This window comes from Bartonella tribocorum, from assembly GCF_002778015.1.
Taxonomy (GTDB): domain Bacteria; phylum Pseudomonadota; class Alphaproteobacteria; order Rhizobiales; family Rhizobiaceae; genus Bartonella; species Bartonella tribocorum_B.
Genome location: NZ_NJPP01000001.1, coordinates 25,548 through 46,635, shown reverse-complemented (window position 1 = coordinate 46,635; position 21,088 = coordinate 25,548). Strand labels below are relative to the sequence as shown.

The window sequence follows — 21,088 nt, the reverse complement described above, 5'->3', positions numbered from 1 at the left end:
GGGGGGGAGAATACACACTGCACTCACCTGCTAGACATTAGGAGGAAAAATAACCTAGCAATCCAATCTGTAATTAAAATAAGCATGAGAGACAATATATAAAAATGCATGGCTGGTATGCATGAATTTTATCTTCATTAAGTTTCTTGAACTGTGTTTTGACGAAAGAAAATCATCATGAAAATGGCAATAAAAATCAATGTCAAGATCAATACAATTGTGGAAGCAGAATCTGAGCCGATAAATAAGCTGAGATAAACCCCTACAAAACCAGAAAAAGCTGCGACACAGATAGCAATTATTAACATAACAGAAAACCGTTTTGTAACAAAATAGGCAATTGCTCCTGGCGCTATCAGTAAAGAAATAACAAGAACAATTCCAACAGCTTTCAAAGCCGCAACAATTGTAAGAGAAATCATCGTGAGAAGGGTATAGTGGAGCAGTGATATTCGTAGTCCCATTGCACGACCTTGCACTGAATCAAAAATATACAGCATAAAATCGCGCCATTTTGCTCCTAAAGTAAAAGTAACAATGGCAGAAATGATCGCTGTCTGCGTAATATCAAGCCAATTCACACCTAAAAGATTACCAAATAGAATATGATTTAAATCTAAGCTACTATAGATAGATGTTGCCAAAACAAGCCCTAAACCAAACATCGATGAAAAAACAACACCCATCACTGTATCTTGTTTGATACGACTGTTACTTTCCAAAAAACCTGTTGTCAGTGCACAAACCATACCCGCAACAAAAGCACCGCAAGTAATCAAAGTCATTGTAATATTCTCTGGACGCAAATGCTGGAACCAAGCAAATGGTAAAGAAGTTAAAAGTGCTATCACCCACGGTGTTGTCATATAACCAACAACAACACCTGGAAAAACTGCATGGGAAATGGCATCACCTAACAGTGCCCATCCTTTCAAAATAAGAAAGCAGGAAAGCATCGCCATTGGAATAGAAAGGATCATAACAATAAGCATGCCTTTCAGCATAAAAGAAAACTGAAAAGGAAGTAGTAATTGATCAATCATGATAACATCACACCTTTTTTTGCTGCATTTATACGTAAACGGGCAGCAATATATCCGTGTTTAGGAGCAAAAATAAAAGCTAACATAAATAAGAATGCTTGAAAAAGCACGACAACGCCACCCGTTTGTGCATTCAGAAAATAACTCACATAAACACCTAATACGCTTGTGAATGTCCCAATTATCACTGAAATAATCAAAACATTTACAAAACGGTCACTTAAAAGATAAGCTGTTGCCCCGGGTGTTACAACCAAACAAATAACCAAAAATGCTCCAACCGTTTGCATTGCTGCAACAGTACAAGCAGCAAGCAGTGTGAAAAAGAGAATCTTTAAAAAACTTACGTTCAATCCAATGGCACGTGCGTGTGTTTCATCAAATAAAGAAACAAGGAGATCTTTCCATTTTAAAAGCAATATAAATAAAGAAAAAAAACCAATAAAAGCCAATTGTATAATATCTGATGAACTAACGGCTAAAATATTGCCTAAAACAATTGTATCAATATTAACAGCCATTGGTTTTAACGATTTGAGAAATAATCCAAAAGCAAAAAAGGAAGAAAAAATGAGACCAATAATGGTATCTTCTTTCAGTTTTGTTCGTTGATTAAAAAACAGCATTGCTGCTGCAGCAAGACCACCAGAAAAAAAAGCACCAAGTGAAAAAGGCAACCCTAAAAGGTAAGCTCCTGCTACACCAGGAACAATCGAATGGGATAGCGCATCACCAATCAATGACCAACCTTTTAACATCAAAAAAGCTGAAAGAAAGGCACAAACACACCCAACTAACCCAGAAATCCACATTGCATTCACCATATATTGATAGCTCAGTGGTTCAAGCAACCAAGAAATCATGCAACGTGCTCCACTCTTTGAATATTCTCACAAACTGTAGACTGTTTTCCTCCCATGAAAACATCATTTTTTTTCGTGCCTTGAAGATCAAAAATATGGTGGTGCAAAGAGCCTCCAAAAGTTTTCTCCAGATTTTTCTTTGTAAAGATTTTTTCTGTTAATCCAGAAGCCAAAACGGTTCCTTTTATTAAAACCGTATGATCACAAAATTCACGAACAGAACCTAAATTATGGGTAGAGACCAAGATTACTGCTCCTTCTTTACGAAGATCTTGTAACAAAGCAATGATTTTATCTTCTGTTGTAACATCCACCCCTGTAAACGGCTCATCTAATAAAATAGCTTTTGCTTGCTGTGCGAGAGCACGCGCCAGAAAAACACGCTTTTTCTGTCCACCAGAAAGTTCTCCGATCTGGCGCTTGGCAAAAGGCAACATATCAACGCGTTCCAAGGCAACACGAACGGCTTCATAATCTCGTGCGCGGGCATAGCGAAAGAAATTCATGTGACCGTACCGCCCCATCAAGACAACATCTTCAACCAGAACAGGAAAGTTCCAATCCACATCTTCGCTTTGAGGAACATAAGCTATAAGGTTTTTTTTCAAAGCTATATCAACGGGCAAATCAAACATGCGAATTTTTCCCTTTGAGGGGCGCACAAACCCCATAATTGCTTTAAATAACGTTGATTTACCGGATCCGTTAACGCCAACCAATGCCGTAATAGAGCCCTTTGGGCTTTCAAAATTGACTTCACGTAAAGCGGTATTTCCATTACGATAAGTGACCGTTACTCCTTGGGCAAATATTCCAGATTCTGTCATTGGTTTTTTACTCCCTCTAATAAAGCTTTGCTAATACGGCCACTCGTGACACGTAATAAGTCAATATAAGTGGGGACTTCCCCATTTTTCTCGCTGAGAGAATCAACATAAAGAACACCACCGTATTTAGCCCCTGTTTCTCTTGCCACTTGTTTAGCAGGTGCAGGAGAAATCGTGCTTTCAGAAAAAACTGCATGAATATTGTATTTGCGAACCATATCAATAACATGCTTAACTTGCTGCGGAGTTCCTTGCTGATCAGCATTAATGGGCCATAAATAAAGTTCTTTTAGATCAAAATCACGTGCCAAATAGCTAAATGCACCTTCACTCGTTACAAGCCAACGCTTATCTTGCGGCACTGCTTCTAATTCAGCTCTAATGGGATCAATTGTTGCGCGAATCTTCTGTTTATAAATTTCGGCATTTTCTTTATAAGTTGTTGCATGTTCAGGATCATATTTTACAAAAGCATCGCGAATATTATCAACATAAATCAAAGCAGCGGTTGGTGACATCCAAGCATGAGGATTGGGTTTACCGCTGAAGGGACCCTCACCAATTTTAATTGGTACCACCCCTTTTGAAACAACAACACTTGGAACATCATTAATATTTTGAAAAAACTTTTCAAACCAAAGTTCTAACTCTAATCCGTTCCATAAGATAAGATTTGCGCCTTGCGCACGCATAAGATCACGCGGGGTGGGTTGATATTCGTGAATTTCAGCACCTGGCTTTGTAATTGATTCAACATCAGCAACATCACCCGCTACATTTCGCGCCATATCAGCAATGATGGTGAATGTCGTAACAGCTTTAAATTTGCCAGCACATACCGCTAAATTGGGAGTAAAAAAAATAAAGCTTCCCAGAATTAGAGTAAAAAATTTCTTTATATTCATTAATCGTCTCTTTTTATTGCGAATAATTTGCATTTTCATTTAGAAATAACAGTTATTTTTTGCATTTGCAATGAAGGACTTTTACAAAAGTTAACTTTTCAAACCCTTTAAAGACAATACTTTTTCGCTTTGAAAATTCATCTTGAAAAAAACGGATGATTTTATAGAAAAATTTCTTTGTTGTTTTGCAAAGCATTTTATAAAATGCTGAAATATCTTTCTCGTTCGTTGCGGGTAAGCTTATGTTTTATGGTGCTTTTTATCTCATAAAGCCTGTTTTTGTGTTGCTAATTAATCAACATCTAATCCCAACGATAACATGTTAGTTTATAAGGAAACGTCTCATTTTATTAAGTTAACAAACTGAATATCAAAGATTTTTTTCATTTTAAATCTTTTTATTATGAATCACTGACTATCTTTTATTTGTCCATTCTAGGCAGAGTAAGCTTGTGAACAAAAACGATAAAAAGGAATAAAAAACCTTCTTATGGCCTTTCGTAAAATATAAGAACTTGTCGGCTACGTGAAAGCTAAAAATAGAGTATGATGGAGCCAATTTACCCTTTATTAAGCATAAAGAAAATGATGTGCAATAAACCTTCCATTAACTGATACTGTCGTGAAATAAACTTAGAAGCACTGAAATATGTTTCTTAAAAAGATAACATATTGATTTATAATGATAAATTAATTCATCTTCAACTGTAATCAGAATATAGTAAGATTTTCTTATTTCAAATTTTCTCATATTGAATCAATTAAAATCATTTGCTTACACGTCATAAGTAGGGCTGGCGTGTGGGTAAAAACTGTACAAGAAAGGACTAAAAATGGCTCTTATGAACGCTCTCGAGTGCCAAGGGCTGTGTCAGCAACACCTGCGGGCTGGCAAAGTGTGCGATGGTGCCGGCTTGCTTCTCCACAAGCAAGCACACATTTGAAAAAATATTACGTTTAAAAGCTTTATAAGCAATTCTTGCTTTTATCCGCTAAAATGGCGCAAAAATATTACAGTCTTTTGGGTTTATCTTTTGAAACACAAATGCAGCTTCTTTAGAAAAAAATATGAAGATGCAAAGTAAAAACCATCTTCTGATTATCTTCCCTTTTCAATTTATCTTTACGTAAAATGAATTTTGAAAACCCAAACAAGTTTTAGTATGATACGGGTGGTTATAATAGATTAGGTTAGTCAAGTTATTTACAGCCATTATACAATTTGTGTACTTTTCAAAAGCATTTCAAGAAATGTCTTTTAATTCATGGAATACGTATTGCCCCACATTTTTATTCTCATTTTCCGATGAAATTACGCACCCCTCACAAAAGACAGAACGCGCAAAGCAAAGACTTATCATGTTATTCATGCACTTGTTTTAACAAAACATCTTATATTCATCTCATAACTATACCTGTAAGGCATATACCCAAAAGGAGATGAGATCCATGGGGCACCATCATTGATTTTATAAAATGCGGTACATTATATTTGATTTTTTCAATCCCAATTGCATGATCAATTTTTAAATATTACGATAGGCTTTGGCATCTGAGAACCTTTATAAGGAGAATTTTGATTCATTCAAAGGGAATTTGAAAAAATAAGTCTTATAATATTTGGAATTCTTATTTAAGATAAAAAATTATCGTTCTAAATGAATGCCTTGTGGTAAATTTTATTTCAAAAAAACGCCATAGACTTTGAGCTCTTAAAAAATAAAGAAGCACTCAAAAGTGCTCCTATCTTTAAAAAGTGCTCCGAAAATACTCAACGACGAAGATAAGCACCTGTCATTTTTGTGACATTTTCTATTACTTTTGCAGCAATTTCTTCTAGGTCTTTATCTGTCAAAGTGCGTTCAATCGGTTGGATAACAATCTCAATGGCAACAGATTTTTTATCTTCACCAAGGCTTTGATCTTCAAAAAGATCAAAAACTTGTATGGAATGAATAAGTTTTTTATCGGCTCCATAAGCAGCACGAACAATAAGAGAAGAAGCAATCATTTTATCAACGATAAATGCAAAATCACGCCGCACCATTTGAAAAGGCGAGAGTTTCAAAGCAGGACGACTTTTCGTTGTTTTTTTCTTTGGTTCTGGAATATGATCAAGAAAAATTTCAAAGCCGCATAAAGGACCACTGATATCTAATTTTTCTAAAGTCGCTGGATGAAGAACACCAAAAAAACCAAGAATAATCTTTAAACCAAGTTTTATGATTCCTGAACGACCTGGATGGTACCAATCTGGCGCTCCAACTTCAATCTGTACTTTCCCAACATCTATATCGCATGCTTCTAAAACGGCTAAAGCATCTGCTTTGGCATCAAAAACATCAACTGCGGTTGCATTTCCATTCCAAAAACGCCCAGCGCCTTCAAATTGCTCTGTGCCACGACGAATCCCACTCACAACACGTCGTTGTTTATCAGGGGTATCGCCTTCATAAATGTTAGAAACTTCAAACAAAGCAAGATCAGAAAAACCACGATCAGCATTTCTCTGCGCTGCCATAAGCAAACCCGGTAAAAGAGAAGGACGCATCACTGACATATCAGCGGCAATAGGATTGACCAATTTAAGCTCTTCTTGACCTCCCCCAAAAGCAAGAGCTTGATTTTCAGAGATAAAAGACCACGTTACCGCTTCTTTCATACCGCGATGTGCTAGAGCCAAACGGCTAGCGCGTGAACGAACTTGCACGCATGTTAAAACTTGGTCTTTTTCTTCTGTGAAGTTTTTCAAAGGAATAGGCTGAATTTTATCTAATCCATAAATCCTCATGACTTCTTCCACCAAATCAGCTTTACCCATAATATCAGGACGCCATGATGGTACTTTTACTGTAACGATATCTCCTTTTCCCTCAACACAAAATCCAAGTTTCGTTAAAATAGTGATAACTTTTGCAGGCTCTATTTCCAAATGTGTTAAACGTTTAATTTCAGAAAAAGGAAAAGCGATCTGTTTGGTTTCTTGTTGCTGATAGCCAACAACTTTTACCTTGGATACTTCACCGCCACAAAGACGTAAGACTATCTCTGTTGCAATCTCAAGCCCTGTCTCCATAAAAGCCGGATCAACACCCCTTTCAAACCGATAACGTGCATCACTGATAAGACCTAATGTTCGCCCTGTTTGTGCGATGTTTTGCGCTTCCCAAAGCGCCGATTCAATAATAACGCGCTGTGTTGTTTCATCACAACTCGTTCTTTCACCCCCCATGATACCGGCAATGGAAACAACACCTTCTTCATCTGCAATGACACAATCTTGAACGCCCAAATAATAGGTTTTTCCATTAAGTGCTTGAAGTTGTTCCCTTTCACGAGCACAACGTACATACAAATTTCCTTTGATCTTATCAGCATCAAAAACATGGAGCGGACGACCAAGGTCAAAACAAATGTAATTGGTCATATCAACAAGCGCATTAATCGGTCTTAAACCAATTGCATTCAAACGTTGTTGCATCCACTGTGGTGATGCGCCATTTTGAACATTGCGTACTTCACGCCAAGCAAAACCTAAGCATAACGATGAATCTTGCGAAAAATCGAATGCAACATTGAGAGGGGGATCAAAGGAAGTTTCAAATTTTGGTAAAGATAATTCCTTTAGTTTTCCGATTCCAGCGGCAGCAAGATCACGTGCAATACCACGAACACCTGTGCAATCAGAGCGATTGGGGGTTAAACCAATATCAATGATCGGATCATCTAGACCAGCATAAGCAGCAAATGAACCCCCAATAGGACTATCTTCTGGAAGTTCGATAATGCCATCGTGCTCATTTGATAATTCAAGCTCTGCTTGCGAACACATCATCCCAAAACTTTCAACGCCGCGGATTTTTCCTACAGATAACGTCACATCGAGTCCTGGAACATAAGTGCCTGGTCGCGCAAGAACACCAACAAGTCCAGCGCGCGCATTTGGTGCTCCACAGACAATTTGAACAGGTGTAGCAGTTCCTGTATCCACTGAGAGAATCTGAAGTTTATCTGCATCAGGATGTTTTTCTGCCGTTAAAACTTTTGCAATCACAAAATTTTTTAACGAAGAGCGATCATCAACGTGATCAACCTCAAGACCGATAGCTGTTAGTTTCTCGCAAATTTCAGCCAAAGATGCATCTGTCTCTAAGTGATCTTTTAACCACGACAAAGTAAATTTCATTTTAAAACCTCACATGAAAGCGATGATAAGATCACACATTTCTATTAGGAAAAAAAGCAGGCATATCAAAGCAACGAAAGCCATAATGGTCTAACCAACGCAGGTCAGAATCAAAAAAAGCCCGTAAATCAGGCATACCGTATTTCAACATGGCAATACGATCAATGCCCATTCCCCATGCAAAGCCTTGATATTCATCGGGATCTAAACCAACATTTTTCAACACATGAGGATGCACCATTCCGCATCCTAAAATTTCCAACCAATCCTGTCCTTCGCCAAATTTTACTTCTGAACCAGAACGATCACATTGAATATCCACTTCCATAGATGGTTCAGTAAAAGGGAAAAAAGAGGGACGAAAACGCATTTTTACTGAAGCAACTTCAAAAAATTCTTTACAAAAGGTTTCATGTAGCCACATCATATGGGCAATGGTGGAGGTTTTATCAATAACAAGACCCTCAACCTGATGAAACATGGGCGAATGCGTTGCATCTGAATCCATACGGTAAGTTTTTCCAGGAATAATGATCCGTATCGGTGCTTTTTGTTTTTCCAGTGTGCGGATTTGTACAGGTGATGTATGGGTCCGCAATAATTTCCGCTTTCCTGTATCATCAACATCAAAAAAGAAGGTATCGTGCATTTCACGCGCTGGATGCCCTTCAGGAAAATTCAAAGCCGTAAAATTATAATAGTCTGTTTCAATATCTGGACCTTCTGCAAGAGAAAAACCCATTTTTGTATAAATAGCTATAATTTCCTCAATGACCTGTGAAATAGGATGAATACGCCCTCGTTCTATAGGTGAAGAACGAACAGGCAAGGTAATATCGACCGTTTCACGAGAAAGACGGGTATCCATTGCTTGTTTTTTCAGAAGGTCACGCTTTTGTGCCCATAATTCTAAAATACGATTTTTTAATTCATTAAGAACTGGTCCAACTTTTTGGCGCTCACTAGCCTCCATCTTTCCTAATGTTTTTAATTTTTCAGAGATGCTCCCTTTTTTACCCAATGCTGCAATACGCACTTCTTCAAGTGCCTGTTCATCCCCCGCAGCCTCTAAGGCTAAACAAATTTCTTGTTCCAGACGCTCAATATCGTTCATATTTTTGCCTATTTTTTTAATAAAAAAAACCCGCACTCGCCATAGCCAGCACGGGACCTCGAATAAATAAACGCTTTAAGAGAACACGACTGGCTTACTTAACAGCGCCTTCAAAAGCATTAGGTGTTGTGTCTTTTAAATATTCTAAAGCTTTTTTTGCCGAAGCGACTAAAGCAGAAAATGCTTCTGCCTCATAGATTGCTATATCTGAAAGAACTTTACGATCAACTTCAATACCGGCTTTTGATAAACCATCAATAAAACGTCCATAAGTTAAACCTTCTGCACGAACAGCCGCATTAATTCTCTGAATCCATAAAGCACGGAAAGTACGCTTTCTATTTTTGCGATCACGATAAGCATACTGCTTTGAACGATCAACTGCTGCTTTAGCAGCACGAATGGTATTTTTACGACGACCGTAAAATCCTTCAGCTTGTTTAAGAACTTTTTTGTGCTTAGCGCGCGCTGTCACACCTCTTTTCACACGTGCCATGTTATAATCTCCTCAAAATCAAAAGCGTAAGGTTTAAATACCATTCGGCAAATAATACTGAATGACTTTTTTCGCATCTTGTTCACACAAAACCATTGTTCCACGTGCATCGCGAATAAATTTATTCGAACGCTTAATCATGCCGTGGCGCTTACCTGCAGCTGCTACTTTAATTTTGCCTGACGCAGTGATTTTAAACCGCTTTTTAGCGGATGATTTGGTCTTCATCTTGGGCATTTTGCTACTCCATAATATTAATTGATTCAATCAAACATTTTATTCATTCAAGCGGACCAACGCTTGAATAAGCATTCAAACAGCCACGGCATGCCCTGCCGGGCAGCTCTTTAAAGGACTTTTCATAAGCTAGTATACACAAAATAGCAAGAGTGTATTACAAAAAAATCGGCGCTCCATTGCCTTGAATTTCAACCAAAGGTGCCGGAATAGCATTTGTTTTGCTTGCGGCTTTACATAAATCGGCAATAATGCATTGCGTACATTGTGGTTTACGGGCTTGACAAATATAGCGACCATGTAAAATCAGCCAATGATGCGCATGACAAAGATAATGAACCGGTATAATTTTTAATAATTTTTTCTCAACAATCTCTGGTGTTTTTCCAGGCGCCAAACCAAGACGGTTGCTTAAGCGAAAAATATGTGTGTCGACCGCCAATGTAGGCTGACCAAAAGCAACATTCAAAACAACATTAGCTGTTTTGCGTCCCACGCCTGGAAGGGCCATAAGTGCTTCACGCGTATTAGGGACTTGACCGCCATATTGATCAATTAAATAGTTAGAAAGTGTATAAACATTGCGTGCTTTTGCACGCCAAAGACCAATTGAACGGATATGACGTGCTATTTCTTCTTCCCCTAATGCAACCATTTTTTCCGGTTGATCAGCAAGGCGAAAGAGTTCTTTTGTCACTTTATTAACACCTACATCGGTTGCTTGAGCTGAAAGAACAACGGCAACCAAAAGCGTAAACGTATTTATATAGTTAAGATCACTCTTAGGTGTCGGGCGTTGCACAGAAAAACGGCGAAATATTTCTGCAATTTCATCTTCATGATATAAGATACCAGATAAATTTCGCACTTTTGATAATTTTGTGGTATTTCGAGATGTTTTTATGTTACTTTGAGGCATTAAACTCTCTTAATCGTCTCTCTTGAAGTTATCATTCACGCTCGCCATATGAGAGGAATGCAGCGAATACTTTAATATAGAGTTTGGTCAAGTAAAGCAGCTTTAAAGAGGATACTCATGAATGACACATGTGACACCTTTCTCCAATCCTTTTCTTTTAGGATTTGAAACCGTAGAAAAAATATTACAACGTATTGGTAAAGCTGATGAGGCTTACCCAGCCTATAATATTGAACGTTTACATAAAAACGATAATGCAAATCATATCCGGATAACTTTGGCTGTTGCTGGATTTAAGATTAATCATCTTAATATTTTGCTTGATGATAATCAATTGGTTATTCATGGTAAACAAACAGACAACCAAAATCCTCAATATTTATATCGCGGTATAGCCGCACGACAATTCCAGCGGACCTTTGTCCTTGCTGAAGGGATGCACGTCACAAATGCTGAGTTGAAAAATGGTCTTTTATCGATTAATCTACATCAACCGAAATTAAAAAAAGAAATAAAACAGATTCCAATTGAAGTCAGTAGTAGTGAGTCATAAAGGTTAAGGCGTAAAGGAATAGTGAAATGGGAGAGCATAAACAAAACTTGTCGTTTCAGAATACGTCCTACTCTGAGGCGGGACAGATTGCCTATTTAAAAAAGGTTTGTACAGATGATCTGGCTAAAAACTTTCCAGATCTTCCCCCCATGACTCCAGGCATTACCATATGGGCGCTTTTTGGTGAAACAGGTTATCCTATCATTTTGTCTGATGAGCGCTCTATCGCTCTTGCTGGAGCCAATGAGCATGAACTCCAAATTGTAACGCTGCACTAGATTGCGTTTTACGAGAAAAGCTGGTCCCTTTATAAATTCTATCCGGTTTTTCTCAATTAGGGGGGTCTTGGGCTGTGGAGCAGTATTGTTAGGCTTTGTGCTTCTTTTGTTGGTGAGGGCGTGTGGTGCCTTGGTATTGTGTGTGGGAGCTTAAACAAGGATTAGCGATCTGCTGCAATGTGCGTTATCATATCAATAAGATATTGGTAAGTATTCATACTTATTTTTTTGCAACCGGAATGAGGGACCCGTAAAACAAAACGCCATTGGTTTGCACATTCGCGGGCTTATTTTAAAGAAACATCTTTCAAAGCGCACCTAAGCCCATCTCAAAACGGCGTTCGTGAAAGGTATGATGGTAAATCCATTGAGCGCCTCCATCTTTACGCTTAAGGAAAAGCAAGCCGGTACTATCACACACTTCTCCAGCTACCAATGTTGCGACAGTCCTTGGCACTTGAGAGCGTTCATAAGAGACATTTTTATTTCTTGTCTATACAAATTTGATCCATACGCTCATCCCGCTTGTGATGTGCAAGCGAATGGTTTTGATTGATTCAAGATAAACAGATTTGGAATGAGAGAATCTTACGATATTCGGGATTCTCATTCAACATACAAAACAGTTAATTATCATTATAAATCAAAATATTGTACAAAAATCATAAGATTTTCTCATATAAGGTTCTCTTATATTGGTCAACTAGAATTATTTGTTTGCCCATTATAAACAGAGTTGGCGCGTAGGTAAAAATACTTGAAGAAAGAACTAAAAATGCCTCTTATGAACCATCTTAATTGCCAAGAACTTTTGCAACATTGGGGATGAGTAAAATGTATGATTTTGCTAAATTTTTCTTTACATGAGTGTAAAGGGGGATGATGCTCTATAAGTTTTATTTATGGGGCCGTTATACGGCTTACGGGTTTGGTGATGAAATAGGCTAGAGCGATATTGAGAAATATTTCTTAAAAACGATAGTAGGACGAGTGTATTTTGTTGGGTATTCTGTTCTTCGTGAAGGGTGTGACTTCATGAAAGAATGCGAAAAACAAAAGCATAAAACAATGCGTAGCCATTATTTAAAATGATATTGCTATGTCAGCTTTTGAAAGGTGTAAAGCTAAACTGTAAGGAGATGATAGTTTTTTACAATTGGGTTGTCTTTTTGTTCCATAAATTACGCCAAAAGATCGATGCAATATACTTAATACTTACCAAATTTGGCATGTAAAAATCTGGAATAGTTCGTGTTGCACTGAATTGTTTTGATATTTGTCTCAAACGTACAGTTGCGCAGGGATTATATGTTGATTAACAGGTAATAAAAAAATAAAATTTTATGAGAAAATCTATGTATAACTTTTAATTTTGTGCTCCATATGCCTCAGTACAAAGTATTTTTCTCTTTTGAAAATTAAAGCTCTTGTTTTTATAGTGAAGTTACAGCACAACAAGCCAAGTGGAATTATTTGAGGGGAAAAAAAATAATGCCTTCTTACCGTTCAAGAATATCGACTCACGGGCGTAATATGGCAGGAGCCCGCGGGCTTTGGCGTGCAACAGGGATGAAAGATGCGGATTTTGGTAAACCCATTATTGCGATTGCGAATTCTTTCACACAATTTGTACCAGGGCATGTTCATTTAAAAGATCTTGGGCAATTGGTTGCACAACAGATAGAAATTTCCGGAGGTGTTGCAAAAGAGTTTAACACCATTGCTGTCGATGATGGAATTGCGATGGGGCATGATGGAATGCTTTATTCTTTGCCCTCACGTGAAATTATTGCTGATTCTGTAGAGTATATGGTCAACGCTCATTGTGCGGATGCTCTTGTCTGTATTTCTAATTGTGACAAAATTACCCCTGGAATGTTAATGGCTGCTTTACGGTTGAATATTCCAACAATCTTTGTTTCAGGCGGTCCTATGGAGGCCGGTAAGATTAAATGGAAAAATCAAGATTTAAGGGTTGATTTGGTTGATGCTATGGTTGCGGCCGCTTCAGAACAGAATTCAGAAGAAGAAGTTGTTGAAATGGAGCGTGCTGCTTGTCCTACATGTGGTTCTTGTTCAGGAATGTTTACGGCCAACTCCATGAATTGCTTAACGGAAGCTTTGGGGCTTTCGCTTCCTGGAAATGGATCAGTGCTCGCAACACATGCAGATCGACGGATGCTTTTTGAAGAAGCTGGCAGGCAGATTGTTGCATTGGTCAAGCGTTATTATGAAAAAGATGATGAAACAGTTTTGCCACGCTCTATTGCTTCACGCAAGGCTTTTGAAAATGCCATGACCGTTGATATAGCCATGGGAGGGTCAACCAATACCGTCCTGCATCTTTTAGCTGCGGCGCAGGAAGGTGAGGTGGATTTTACCATGACAGATATTGATCATCTTTCACGTCGTGTTCCAGTTTTATGCAAGGTTGCTCCTGCTGTTGCGAATGTCCATATGGAAGATGTTCATCGCGCGGGGGGTATTATGGGGCTTTTAGGTGAACTGGATGCGGCGGGACTCATTGATACATCAACTTATACGGTTCACGCAAAAACGATGAAAGAAGCTCTTGATCATTGGGATATAAAACAAACCGATGAATTAACAGTTCATGCATTTTATCGTTCTGCTCCAGGGGGTATTCCAACGCAGACAGCTTTTAGCCAATCTTGTCGCTATGAGACTCTTGATCTTGATCGTGAAAAAGGTGTGATTCGCGATAAAGAACATGCCTATTCACAAGATGGAGGATTAGCAGTTCTTTATGGAAATCTAGCCAAAGATGGCTGTGTTGTAAAAACAACGGGCGTTGATCAATCAATTTTGACCTTTAAAGGTCCGGCAAGAATTTTTGAAAGCCAAGATTCAGCTGTTTCAGCTATATTAACGGATAAGATTAAAACAGGTGAAATTGTTTTAATCCGTTATGAAGGTCCACGTGGTGGACCTGGAATGCAAGAAATGCTTTATCCAACGAGTTATCTCAAATCTAAAGGATTGGGCAAGGTTTGTGCACTTGTTACGGATGGGCGTTTTTCAGGGGGAAGCTCAGGGCTTTCGATAGGACATATTTCACCAGAGGCTGCTGAAGGAGGAGAAATTGCGTTGGTGGAAGAGGGAGATATCATAGAAATTGATATTCCAAACCGTAGCATTCATATATTGGTTGATGACGTTGAGATGAAGCAGCGTCGTGCTAGGATGGAAGCAAAAGGAAAAGGCGCTTGGCAACCGGTTGAGAAGCGTCAGCGTAAAGTTTCAAAGGCTCTCAAAGCGTATGCTGCGATGACCACATCTGCTGCAAAGGGTGCAGTTCGCAATATTTGATAAGGTGATATCATAGAAATTGATATTTCAAATCGTAGTATTTATATGTTTGTTGATGTTGTTGAGATGAAGTGGTGTTGTGTAAAGAGGATAGTACTCTAGAGATTTTGCTGCATCTTTTGCACGATATTCTAAGCGAATTATTTTATGAATTCGACGCTTATCAGAATATTTCGAGTCGTCGTGAGGACAAGAAAAAAAGCAACTGAGGATTTTTTAGCAACTATATAAAATCGATAAGGCTGGACATAGCATTTCACTTTTCACGTCATATTCTTGTTTTATACGCGATGACAATTTCCTAATTTATCTTATGAAAGATATTTATTGTACTGGTGATATTATCTTATTGTGCTCTAAAACACTGTCATTGAGAAGTATGATATAAGACAGCCTTCAACATTAAGTGTTTTTAACGCGTTTGGTGAATATTCTAGATTGTCTTGTCAACTCTTGTGTCATTGAATCACATGACTGGTAAGCGAAGAGAAAACCGTTAGATCTGGACTGTCTACAGACCAGATTTGAATGAAAATTTTCATCCTTTGAAGAGTTAGAAGGAATTCAACAGTTTTTGAGGAAAATCAAATGCTGCTGGATTTATTAATATATTTCATTATCTGTTTCATATGAAAATAGCAATAGAGCTCTTTATCGTAGAAAATGGATGACTCATTATCTATGAATTTATCATGCAAAATTAGGGGCATTCCAACACAGACAGCTTTAAATCAAAACTGTCTGCGATGATAACAATAATATTGATCGTGAAAAAGCATAATTTATTAGATGTTGTATATTTGCAAGATGGAGGGGACTTACAGTCTTTGCAAAAATGATTGTTTTTTTTAAAAAGTCGATGTTGATCAATTTTTTTGTATAAGAGTTAGCCTTGATCTAAGGAAATATGAAAATACGTAGGATTTTTTCTCTCTATGCTTAAAATATATTATGCAAATAAAGTGATAAGGAGACGGTCAATAACACTTTTATACTGAAACATATCCCAAAAGGGTACTGAATTTCCTATTAAGAAAGCTTTTTAATAAAAAAACATTTATTTTTTATAGGGGGTTATTCTTTTCAAGCTGTTTGAGGTAGTAAATTGCTTCTAAAGCTTGCTTAGGCGAGAGCTCATCGGGGCGAATATTTTTTAAAGCTTCGTGAAGTACATCATGTTTGTTTTTCTCTTCGTTGAGGGGCGAGGTTGCTTTAAGAGAAAAGAGAGGTAAATCATCAATGAGTTTATGTCCTTTTCCAGACATTTCACCTTGTTCTAATTGATGAAGAACATCTGTTGCTCGTGTAATAACGGCTGGAGGAAGCCCAGCAAGCTTTGCAACCTGTACACCATAGGATCGGTCAGCGGCTCCTGGTGTGACCTCATGAAGAAAAACCACATCACCATTCCAATTTTTGACTTTCATGGTTACATTATGCAGTCTGTCAAGTTTTTCGGTCAGTGCTGTCATTTCATGAAAATGGGTAGCGAGAATAGCACGACAATGGTTAACTTCATGGAGATATTCAACGGCAGCCCAAGCAATAGAAAGTCCATCAAAGGTTGATGTTCCACGTCCTATTTCATCAAGAATAACAAGAGAATGGTGACTCGCATGATTGAGAATTGTTGCTGTTTCAACCATTTCCATCATAAAGGTTGAGCGCCCCCGTGCAAGATCATCGGAAGCACCAACACGACTAAAAAGGCGATCAACAACACCAATATGCGCTGAGGTTGCCGGAACAAAGGAACCCATTTGCGCCATAATAGCAATGAGAGCGTTTTGTCGCAAAAAAGTTGATTTTCCTCCCATATTAGGTCCAGTCAAAAGCCAGATTACTGCATATTGTTGATTTTTTGGCACAGAAAGATCACAATCATTGGCAATAAAGGGTTCGGCTGCTTGTTTGCGGAGTGCTTGCTCAACGACAGGATGGCGCCCCCCGCTGATATGAAAGGTTAGTGAATGATCAATTTTAGGGCGACAATATCCTTGTTCTTCAGCAAGATGTGCTAAAGCGACAGAGACATCTAAAATAGCAAGTGCTTCAGCGGCTTTACGAATAAAATCAACGTGTTCGGTAATTTCCTGAACGAGAATATCAAAGATCTCTAGTTCAAGTGTTAATGCGTGATTGGCAGCATGGGCAATACGGCTTTCAAGGTCAGCAAGCTCTGTTGTTGTAAAACGCATGGCGTTTGCCATTGTTTGTCGATGAATAAAACGGGTTTTAGCTTGTGGATTATTTGTAAGGGTAGATGCTTGTGTACTGGTGGCTTCAATGAAATAGCCTAGAATATTATTATGCTTGATTTTAAGCGTCTTAATGTTTGTTTCTTGGGCATATTGCGCTTGAAGTTCAGCAATGACACGGCGCGATTCATCTCGTAAAGCACGCATTTCATCGAGTTCTTTATGATAATTGGAGCGAATAAAACCACCATCACGTTTAAGCAGAGGAAGATCATCAGCCAATGCTTGATCTAAATGACAATGTAAAGAAACGGGTAAGTTTGAGAATATCTGTTGTACATCACTGATTTCTTGAGGCAGAAGCTCATTATTAAGAAGTTGATACAGTTCACGAATGATTTCAAAGCCGCGCTGGATTGTTGCCATATCACGGGGGCCTCCTCGTCCAAGAGCCAAACGTGAAACGGCGCGGGGCATATCTGGTCCCCCTTTTAAAACGAGCTTTATCGCTTCTGCAAGAGAAGAATTGCGGAGAAAAAAATCAATAGAATCCAAACGTGTATCAATCGCTGAAGGGGTGGTAAGGGGAGCAATAAGACGATCGATAAGAAGGCGTGAACCTCCTCCTGTTACAGTTCGGTCAATCGCTTTTAATAAGCTTCCATCTCGTTGACCTGATGTTGTTCGAATAAGTTCAAGACTTAGTCTGGTTGCAGCATCAATAAAAAGGGTAGCACTTTCATTTTGGCGCTCAGGTTGCATGAGGGGAGGACGATGTGTGATTTGTGTTTTTTCGATGTAACGAATAGCAGCGACAATGGCAGACAGTTCACAGCGTGAATAATCAGCAACACCTTCAAGAGTTGAAAGTTTAAAATAAGTGCAAATATCGCGTTCAGCGGTGAGGGTCTCAAAGAGACAAGCCGGTTGAGGTGAAACAATACGATCAAGAACATTAAAAAGTGATTTGTGCGATTTATCATGAAAAAAAGAATCAGCAACAATAATTTCTTGCGGATCCACACGCATAATATCTGCCAAAAGTTTTTCTTGGCGGCTTTTTGTCACACGAAATATGCCTGTTGAGATATCAATCCAAGAAAGGGCAAATTCTTCTCCATCGCTGGTTTTTGTACGGGAGAGTGTCATCAAATAGTTTGCGCGTGTTGGATCAAGGAGTTTTTCTTCTGTTATTGTTCCAGGTGTTACAAGGCGAACAACATCACGTCGAACAACAGATTTTGAGCCCCGTTTTTTTGCCTCAGCAGGATCTTCAGTTTGTTCACAAACAGCAACGCGATAACCACAAGCAATCAATTTTTGCAAATAATCGTCTGCCGCATGAACGGGAACACCACACATAGGAATATCTTGCCCTAAATGTTTTCCACGTGCTGTGAGTGTGATTCCTAAAGCCTGAGCAGCTTCAATTGCATCATTAAAAAATAATTCATAAAAATCCCCCATTCGGTAAAAAAGAAGGGAATCATGATGGACGGCTTTGATTTCTATGTATTGCTCCATCATAGGTGTAAGGCGTTCTTGAGAGGAAGCAGATGAGAAGGCAGGCTGTGGAATTAAATTATTTTTATGGTCGTTTTTTTTATCCATTTTTACGTGGCCTGTTTCCTTTAAGTGAAGTTTTTACTCTTTGTTTTTTACTTCGATATTTATTTATCTCTAAATTGAAACACATCATCAGATTTGCTAAAGAGAGAATAGCGACTTCTAATATATGAATCAAATTTAAAAAATTGAACGACTATACGCATTATCAAGCAAAATTTACACTGTTTTTGGAGAAAATAAAGTGAGATGAAAAAGAGCGAGCAGGATCAAAAAATGTCTCAAACGGTTTACAGTGCGAGCGAAAGAGAAGCTCTTGATTTTCATAGTCGAGGTCGACCAGGAAAGCTTGAGATTATTGCAACAAAGTCTATGGCAACACAATATGATTTAGCCCTTGCTTATTCACCAGGTGTTGCGGTTCCGGTGAAGGCAATTGCTCAAAATCCGGCGCTCGCTTACGATTATACAGCGAAAGGCAATCTTGTTGCTGTTATTTCAAATGGTACAGCCATCTTAGGGTTAGGCAATTTAGGTGCCCTTGCCTCTAAGCCGGTCATGGAAGGTAAAGCAGTGCTGTTTAAGCGTTTTGCGGATATTGATTCCATTGATTTAGAAATTGATATAAATGATACGGAAAGTTTTATCAATTTGGTGCGTCATTTAGAATCTTCTTTTGGTGGAATCAATCTTGAAGACATTAAGGCGCCTGAGTGCTTTATGATTGAAAGTCGTCTACGTGAGGTGATGAACATTCCTGTTTTTCACGATGATCAACACGGCACAGCAATTATTGCGGCTGCTGGTGTTCTCAATGCTTTGGCTTTAACAGGGCGCGATATGCAAAATACGCGGTTAGTTTGTAATGGTGCTGGTTCTGCTGGGATTGCTTGTGTTGAACTGATTAAAGAGATGGGCTTTCGTTCTGAAAATATCATATTATGTGATACAAAGGGTGTGGTTTATGAAGGTCGTAAAGAGGGAATGAATCCGTGGAAATCGGCGCATGCAGTTCGAACGGATAAACGTACGCTTATGGAAGCAATAGAAGGAGCAGATATATTTTTCGGGGTTTCTGTTAAAGGTGCATTGACCCCTGAAATGGTAAAATCTATGGCGCCACAGCCAATTATTTTTGCTATGGCCAATCCGGACCCAGAAATTACGCCAGAAGAGGTTTTGCAAGTGCGTCAGGATGCCATTATCGCAACAGGGCGTTCTGATTATCCAAATCAGATTAATAATGTTCTCTGTTTTCCTTATATTTTTCGTGGTGCCCTTGATGTGCGTGCAACGGTTATTAATGAAGAGATGAAAATTGCTGCGGCAAAGGCTCTTGCCGATTTAGCGCATGAGGAAGTTCCTGACAGCGTTGCAGAAGCCTATCGTGGAAAGCGATTAAAATTTGGCCCCGATTATATCATCCCTGTTCCTTTTGATCCGCGTTTATTCACGGTTGTTTCAAGTGCGGTAGCAAAAGCAGCAATGGAAAGCGGTGTTGCGCAAAAGAACATAGATGATTTAGAAGCTTATGAGCGCGATTTGAAAGCAAGACGTGATCCTACTTCTTCGGTGATGCGTGGGGTTTATAACCATGTTCGTCAAGCACCAAAACAAATTGTCTTTGCAGAAGGTGAAGAAGAGCAAGTCATGCGGGCTGCTGTTTCCTATGTTCATCAAAAGTTAGGACAAGCGATTTTGGTTGGTCATGAAGGGCAAGTCAGAGAAAGGGCTATTATCGCTGGAATTGATCTGGATCGTGAAGGTATATCAATTATGAATGCTAAGCTTTCCTGTCGTACAGATGCTTATGCAAATTATCTTTATAAAAAGATGCAACGTCAAGGTTGGCTATTGCGCGATTGTCATCGCCGTATCAATAATGATCGAAATTATTTTGCTGCGTGTATGGTGGCACTAGGAGATGCGGATGCAATGGTTACAGGGGTGACACGCAATTATGAAACAGCGCTGGTTGATATACGTCGGGCCATTGATGAAAAACCAAAAGAACGATTAATTGGTATTTCAATGGCGATTTGCCGTGGTCGAACTGTATTTATTGCGGATACTGCTATTTATGAAAATCCTAATGCCGAAGAGCTTGCGGATATAGCAGAACAAACCGCTTTGTTTGTGCGTGGATTTGGGCATCAACCAAGAGTTGCATTTTTGGCATTTTCTACGTTTGGTTATATGAAAGGGCCGACGACGCAGCAAATTCAGGATGCGATTAATATTTTGCATGAACGCAAAGTTGATTTTGAGTTTGATGGAGAAATGAGTGCTGATGTAGCGCTTAATTCTAAATTGATGCAGCAATATCCATTTATGGGATTAACAGAGTCTGCGAACATTTTGGTTATGCCTGGATATCACGCCTCTTCCATTGCAAGCAAAATGTTACAAGAACTTGGTGAAGCGACCATCATTGGTCCTATTTTAATTGGATTGGAAAAATCTGTCCAAATTGTACCGTTTAGTGGAAACGATACAGATGTTGTCAATATTGCAATGCTTGCAGCGTATCATGCGGAAAAAGTCTCCTAAAGGAAAAAAGCCCCACATACTAA

At 38.7% G+C, this 21,088-nt stretch carries 15 protein-coding genes; 4 read left to right on the top strand and 11 right to left on the bottom strand.

Annotation, left to right across the window (positions count from 1 at the left end; all coding sequences use genetic code 11):
- Positions 1-137 precede the first annotated feature (137 nt).
- From CEV08_RS00200 to nth, 9 genes are all read right to left on the bottom strand, one after another.
- Complete coding sequence (locus tag CEV08_RS00200) at positions 138-1,043, bottom strand: metal ABC transporter permease (RefSeq protein ID WP_100129782.1); 906 nt, start codon at positions 1,041-1,043, stop codon at positions 138-140.
- On the bottom strand, positions 1,040-1,906 hold the full coding sequence (locus tag CEV08_RS00195) for a metal ABC transporter permease (RefSeq protein WP_100129781.1): 867 nt from the start codon (positions 1,904-1,906) through the stop codon (positions 1,040-1,042). Before CEV08_RS00195 ends, CEV08_RS00200 begins: the two co-directional genes overlap by 4 nt.
- Entirely contained in the window at positions 1,903-2,733 is an 831-nt protein-coding gene (locus CEV08_RS00190; RefSeq protein WP_100129780.1) for a manganese/iron ABC transporter ATP-binding protein, read from the bottom strand. The genes CEV08_RS00195 and CEV08_RS00190 overlap by 4 nt, the downstream gene beginning before the upstream one ends.
- Positions 2,730-3,638, bottom strand: a complete 909-nt coding sequence (locus tag CEV08_RS00185) for a metal ABC transporter substrate-binding protein (RefSeq protein WP_100129779.1) — start codon at positions 3,636-3,638, stop codon at positions 2,730-2,732. Before CEV08_RS00185 ends, CEV08_RS00190 begins: the two co-directional genes overlap by 4 nt.
- Before the next feature lie 1,771 nt (positions 3,639-5,409).
- Positions 5,410-7,824 carry a phenylalanine--tRNA ligase subunit beta gene (pheT, locus tag CEV08_RS00175; RefSeq protein WP_100129778.1) on the bottom strand — a complete coding sequence of 805 codons (2,415 nt, stop codon included), beginning with the start codon at positions 7,822-7,824 and terminating at the stop codon, positions 5,410-5,412.
- A gap of 31 nt (positions 7,825-7,855) precedes the next feature.
- A complete protein-coding gene (pheS, locus tag CEV08_RS00170) occupies positions 7,856-8,938 on the bottom strand; it encodes a phenylalanine--tRNA ligase subunit alpha (RefSeq protein ID WP_100129932.1) in 1,083 nt (360 codons plus the stop codon).
- A gap of 94 nt (positions 8,939-9,032) precedes the next feature.
- Positions 9,033-9,434: a 50S ribosomal protein L20 gene (rplT, locus tag CEV08_RS00165; protein WP_100129777.1), complete on the bottom strand. Its 402-nt coding sequence runs from the start codon at positions 9,432-9,434 to the stop codon at positions 9,033-9,035.
- Between the two features lie 33 nt (positions 9,435-9,467).
- Positions 9,468-9,671, bottom strand: a complete 204-nt coding sequence (gene rpmI / locus CEV08_RS00160; RefSeq protein ID WP_100129776.1) for a 50S ribosomal protein L35 — start codon at positions 9,669-9,671, stop codon at positions 9,468-9,470.
- 157 nt (positions 9,672-9,828) lie between these two features.
- Positions 9,829-10,590, bottom strand: coding sequence for an endonuclease III (nth, locus tag CEV08_RS00155; protein WP_100129775.1), 762 nt, complete (start codon positions 10,588-10,590; stop codon positions 9,829-9,831).
- Positions 10,591-10,711: 121 nt separating this feature from the next.
- On the opposite strand from nth, the gene CEV08_RS00150 reads away from it, so the two are divergent.
- Both CEV08_RS00150 and CEV08_RS00145 read left to right on the top strand, forming a co-directional pair.
- Entirely contained in the window at positions 10,712-11,143 is a 432-nt protein-coding gene (locus tag CEV08_RS00150; protein ID WP_100129774.1) for an Hsp20 family protein, read from the top strand.
- 26 nt (positions 11,144-11,169) lie between these two features.
- Entirely contained in the window at positions 11,170-11,421 is a 252-nt protein-coding gene (locus CEV08_RS00145; RefSeq protein ID WP_100129773.1) for a DUF1150 family protein, read from the top strand.
- A 307-nt stretch (positions 11,422-11,728) separates the two neighbouring features.
- Here the strand turns inward: CEV08_RS00145 and CEV08_RS09370 are convergent, their stop codons facing one another.
- Complete coding sequence (locus tag CEV08_RS09370) at positions 11,729-11,878, bottom strand: DUF4102 domain-containing protein (RefSeq protein ID WP_180753529.1); 150 nt, start codon at positions 11,876-11,878, stop codon at positions 11,729-11,731.
- A 1,034-nt stretch (positions 11,879-12,912) separates the two neighbouring features.
- On the opposite strand from CEV08_RS09370, the gene ilvD reads away from it, so the two are divergent.
- On the top strand, positions 12,913-14,751 hold the full coding sequence (gene ilvD / locus CEV08_RS00140; protein ID WP_100129772.1) for a dihydroxy-acid dehydratase: 1,839 nt from the start codon (positions 12,913-12,915) through the stop codon (positions 14,749-14,751).
- A 1,064-nt stretch (positions 14,752-15,815) separates the two neighbouring features.
- Here ilvD and mutS read toward each other — a convergent pair.
- Positions 15,816-18,560 (bottom strand): DNA mismatch repair protein MutS, encoded by a 2,745-nt coding sequence (gene mutS / locus CEV08_RS00135; RefSeq protein WP_100129771.1) that lies wholly within the window; start codon positions 18,558-18,560, stop codon positions 15,816-15,818.
- A gap of 204 nt (positions 18,561-18,764) precedes the next feature.
- Here mutS and CEV08_RS00130 point away from each other — a divergent pair, with 204 nt between their 5' ends.
- Positions 18,765-21,065 carry an NADP-dependent malic enzyme gene (locus tag CEV08_RS00130; RefSeq protein ID WP_100129770.1) on the top strand — a complete coding sequence of 767 codons (2,301 nt, stop codon included), beginning with the start codon at positions 18,765-18,767 and terminating at the stop codon, positions 21,063-21,065.
- Positions 21,066-21,088: the final 23 nt, after the last annotated feature.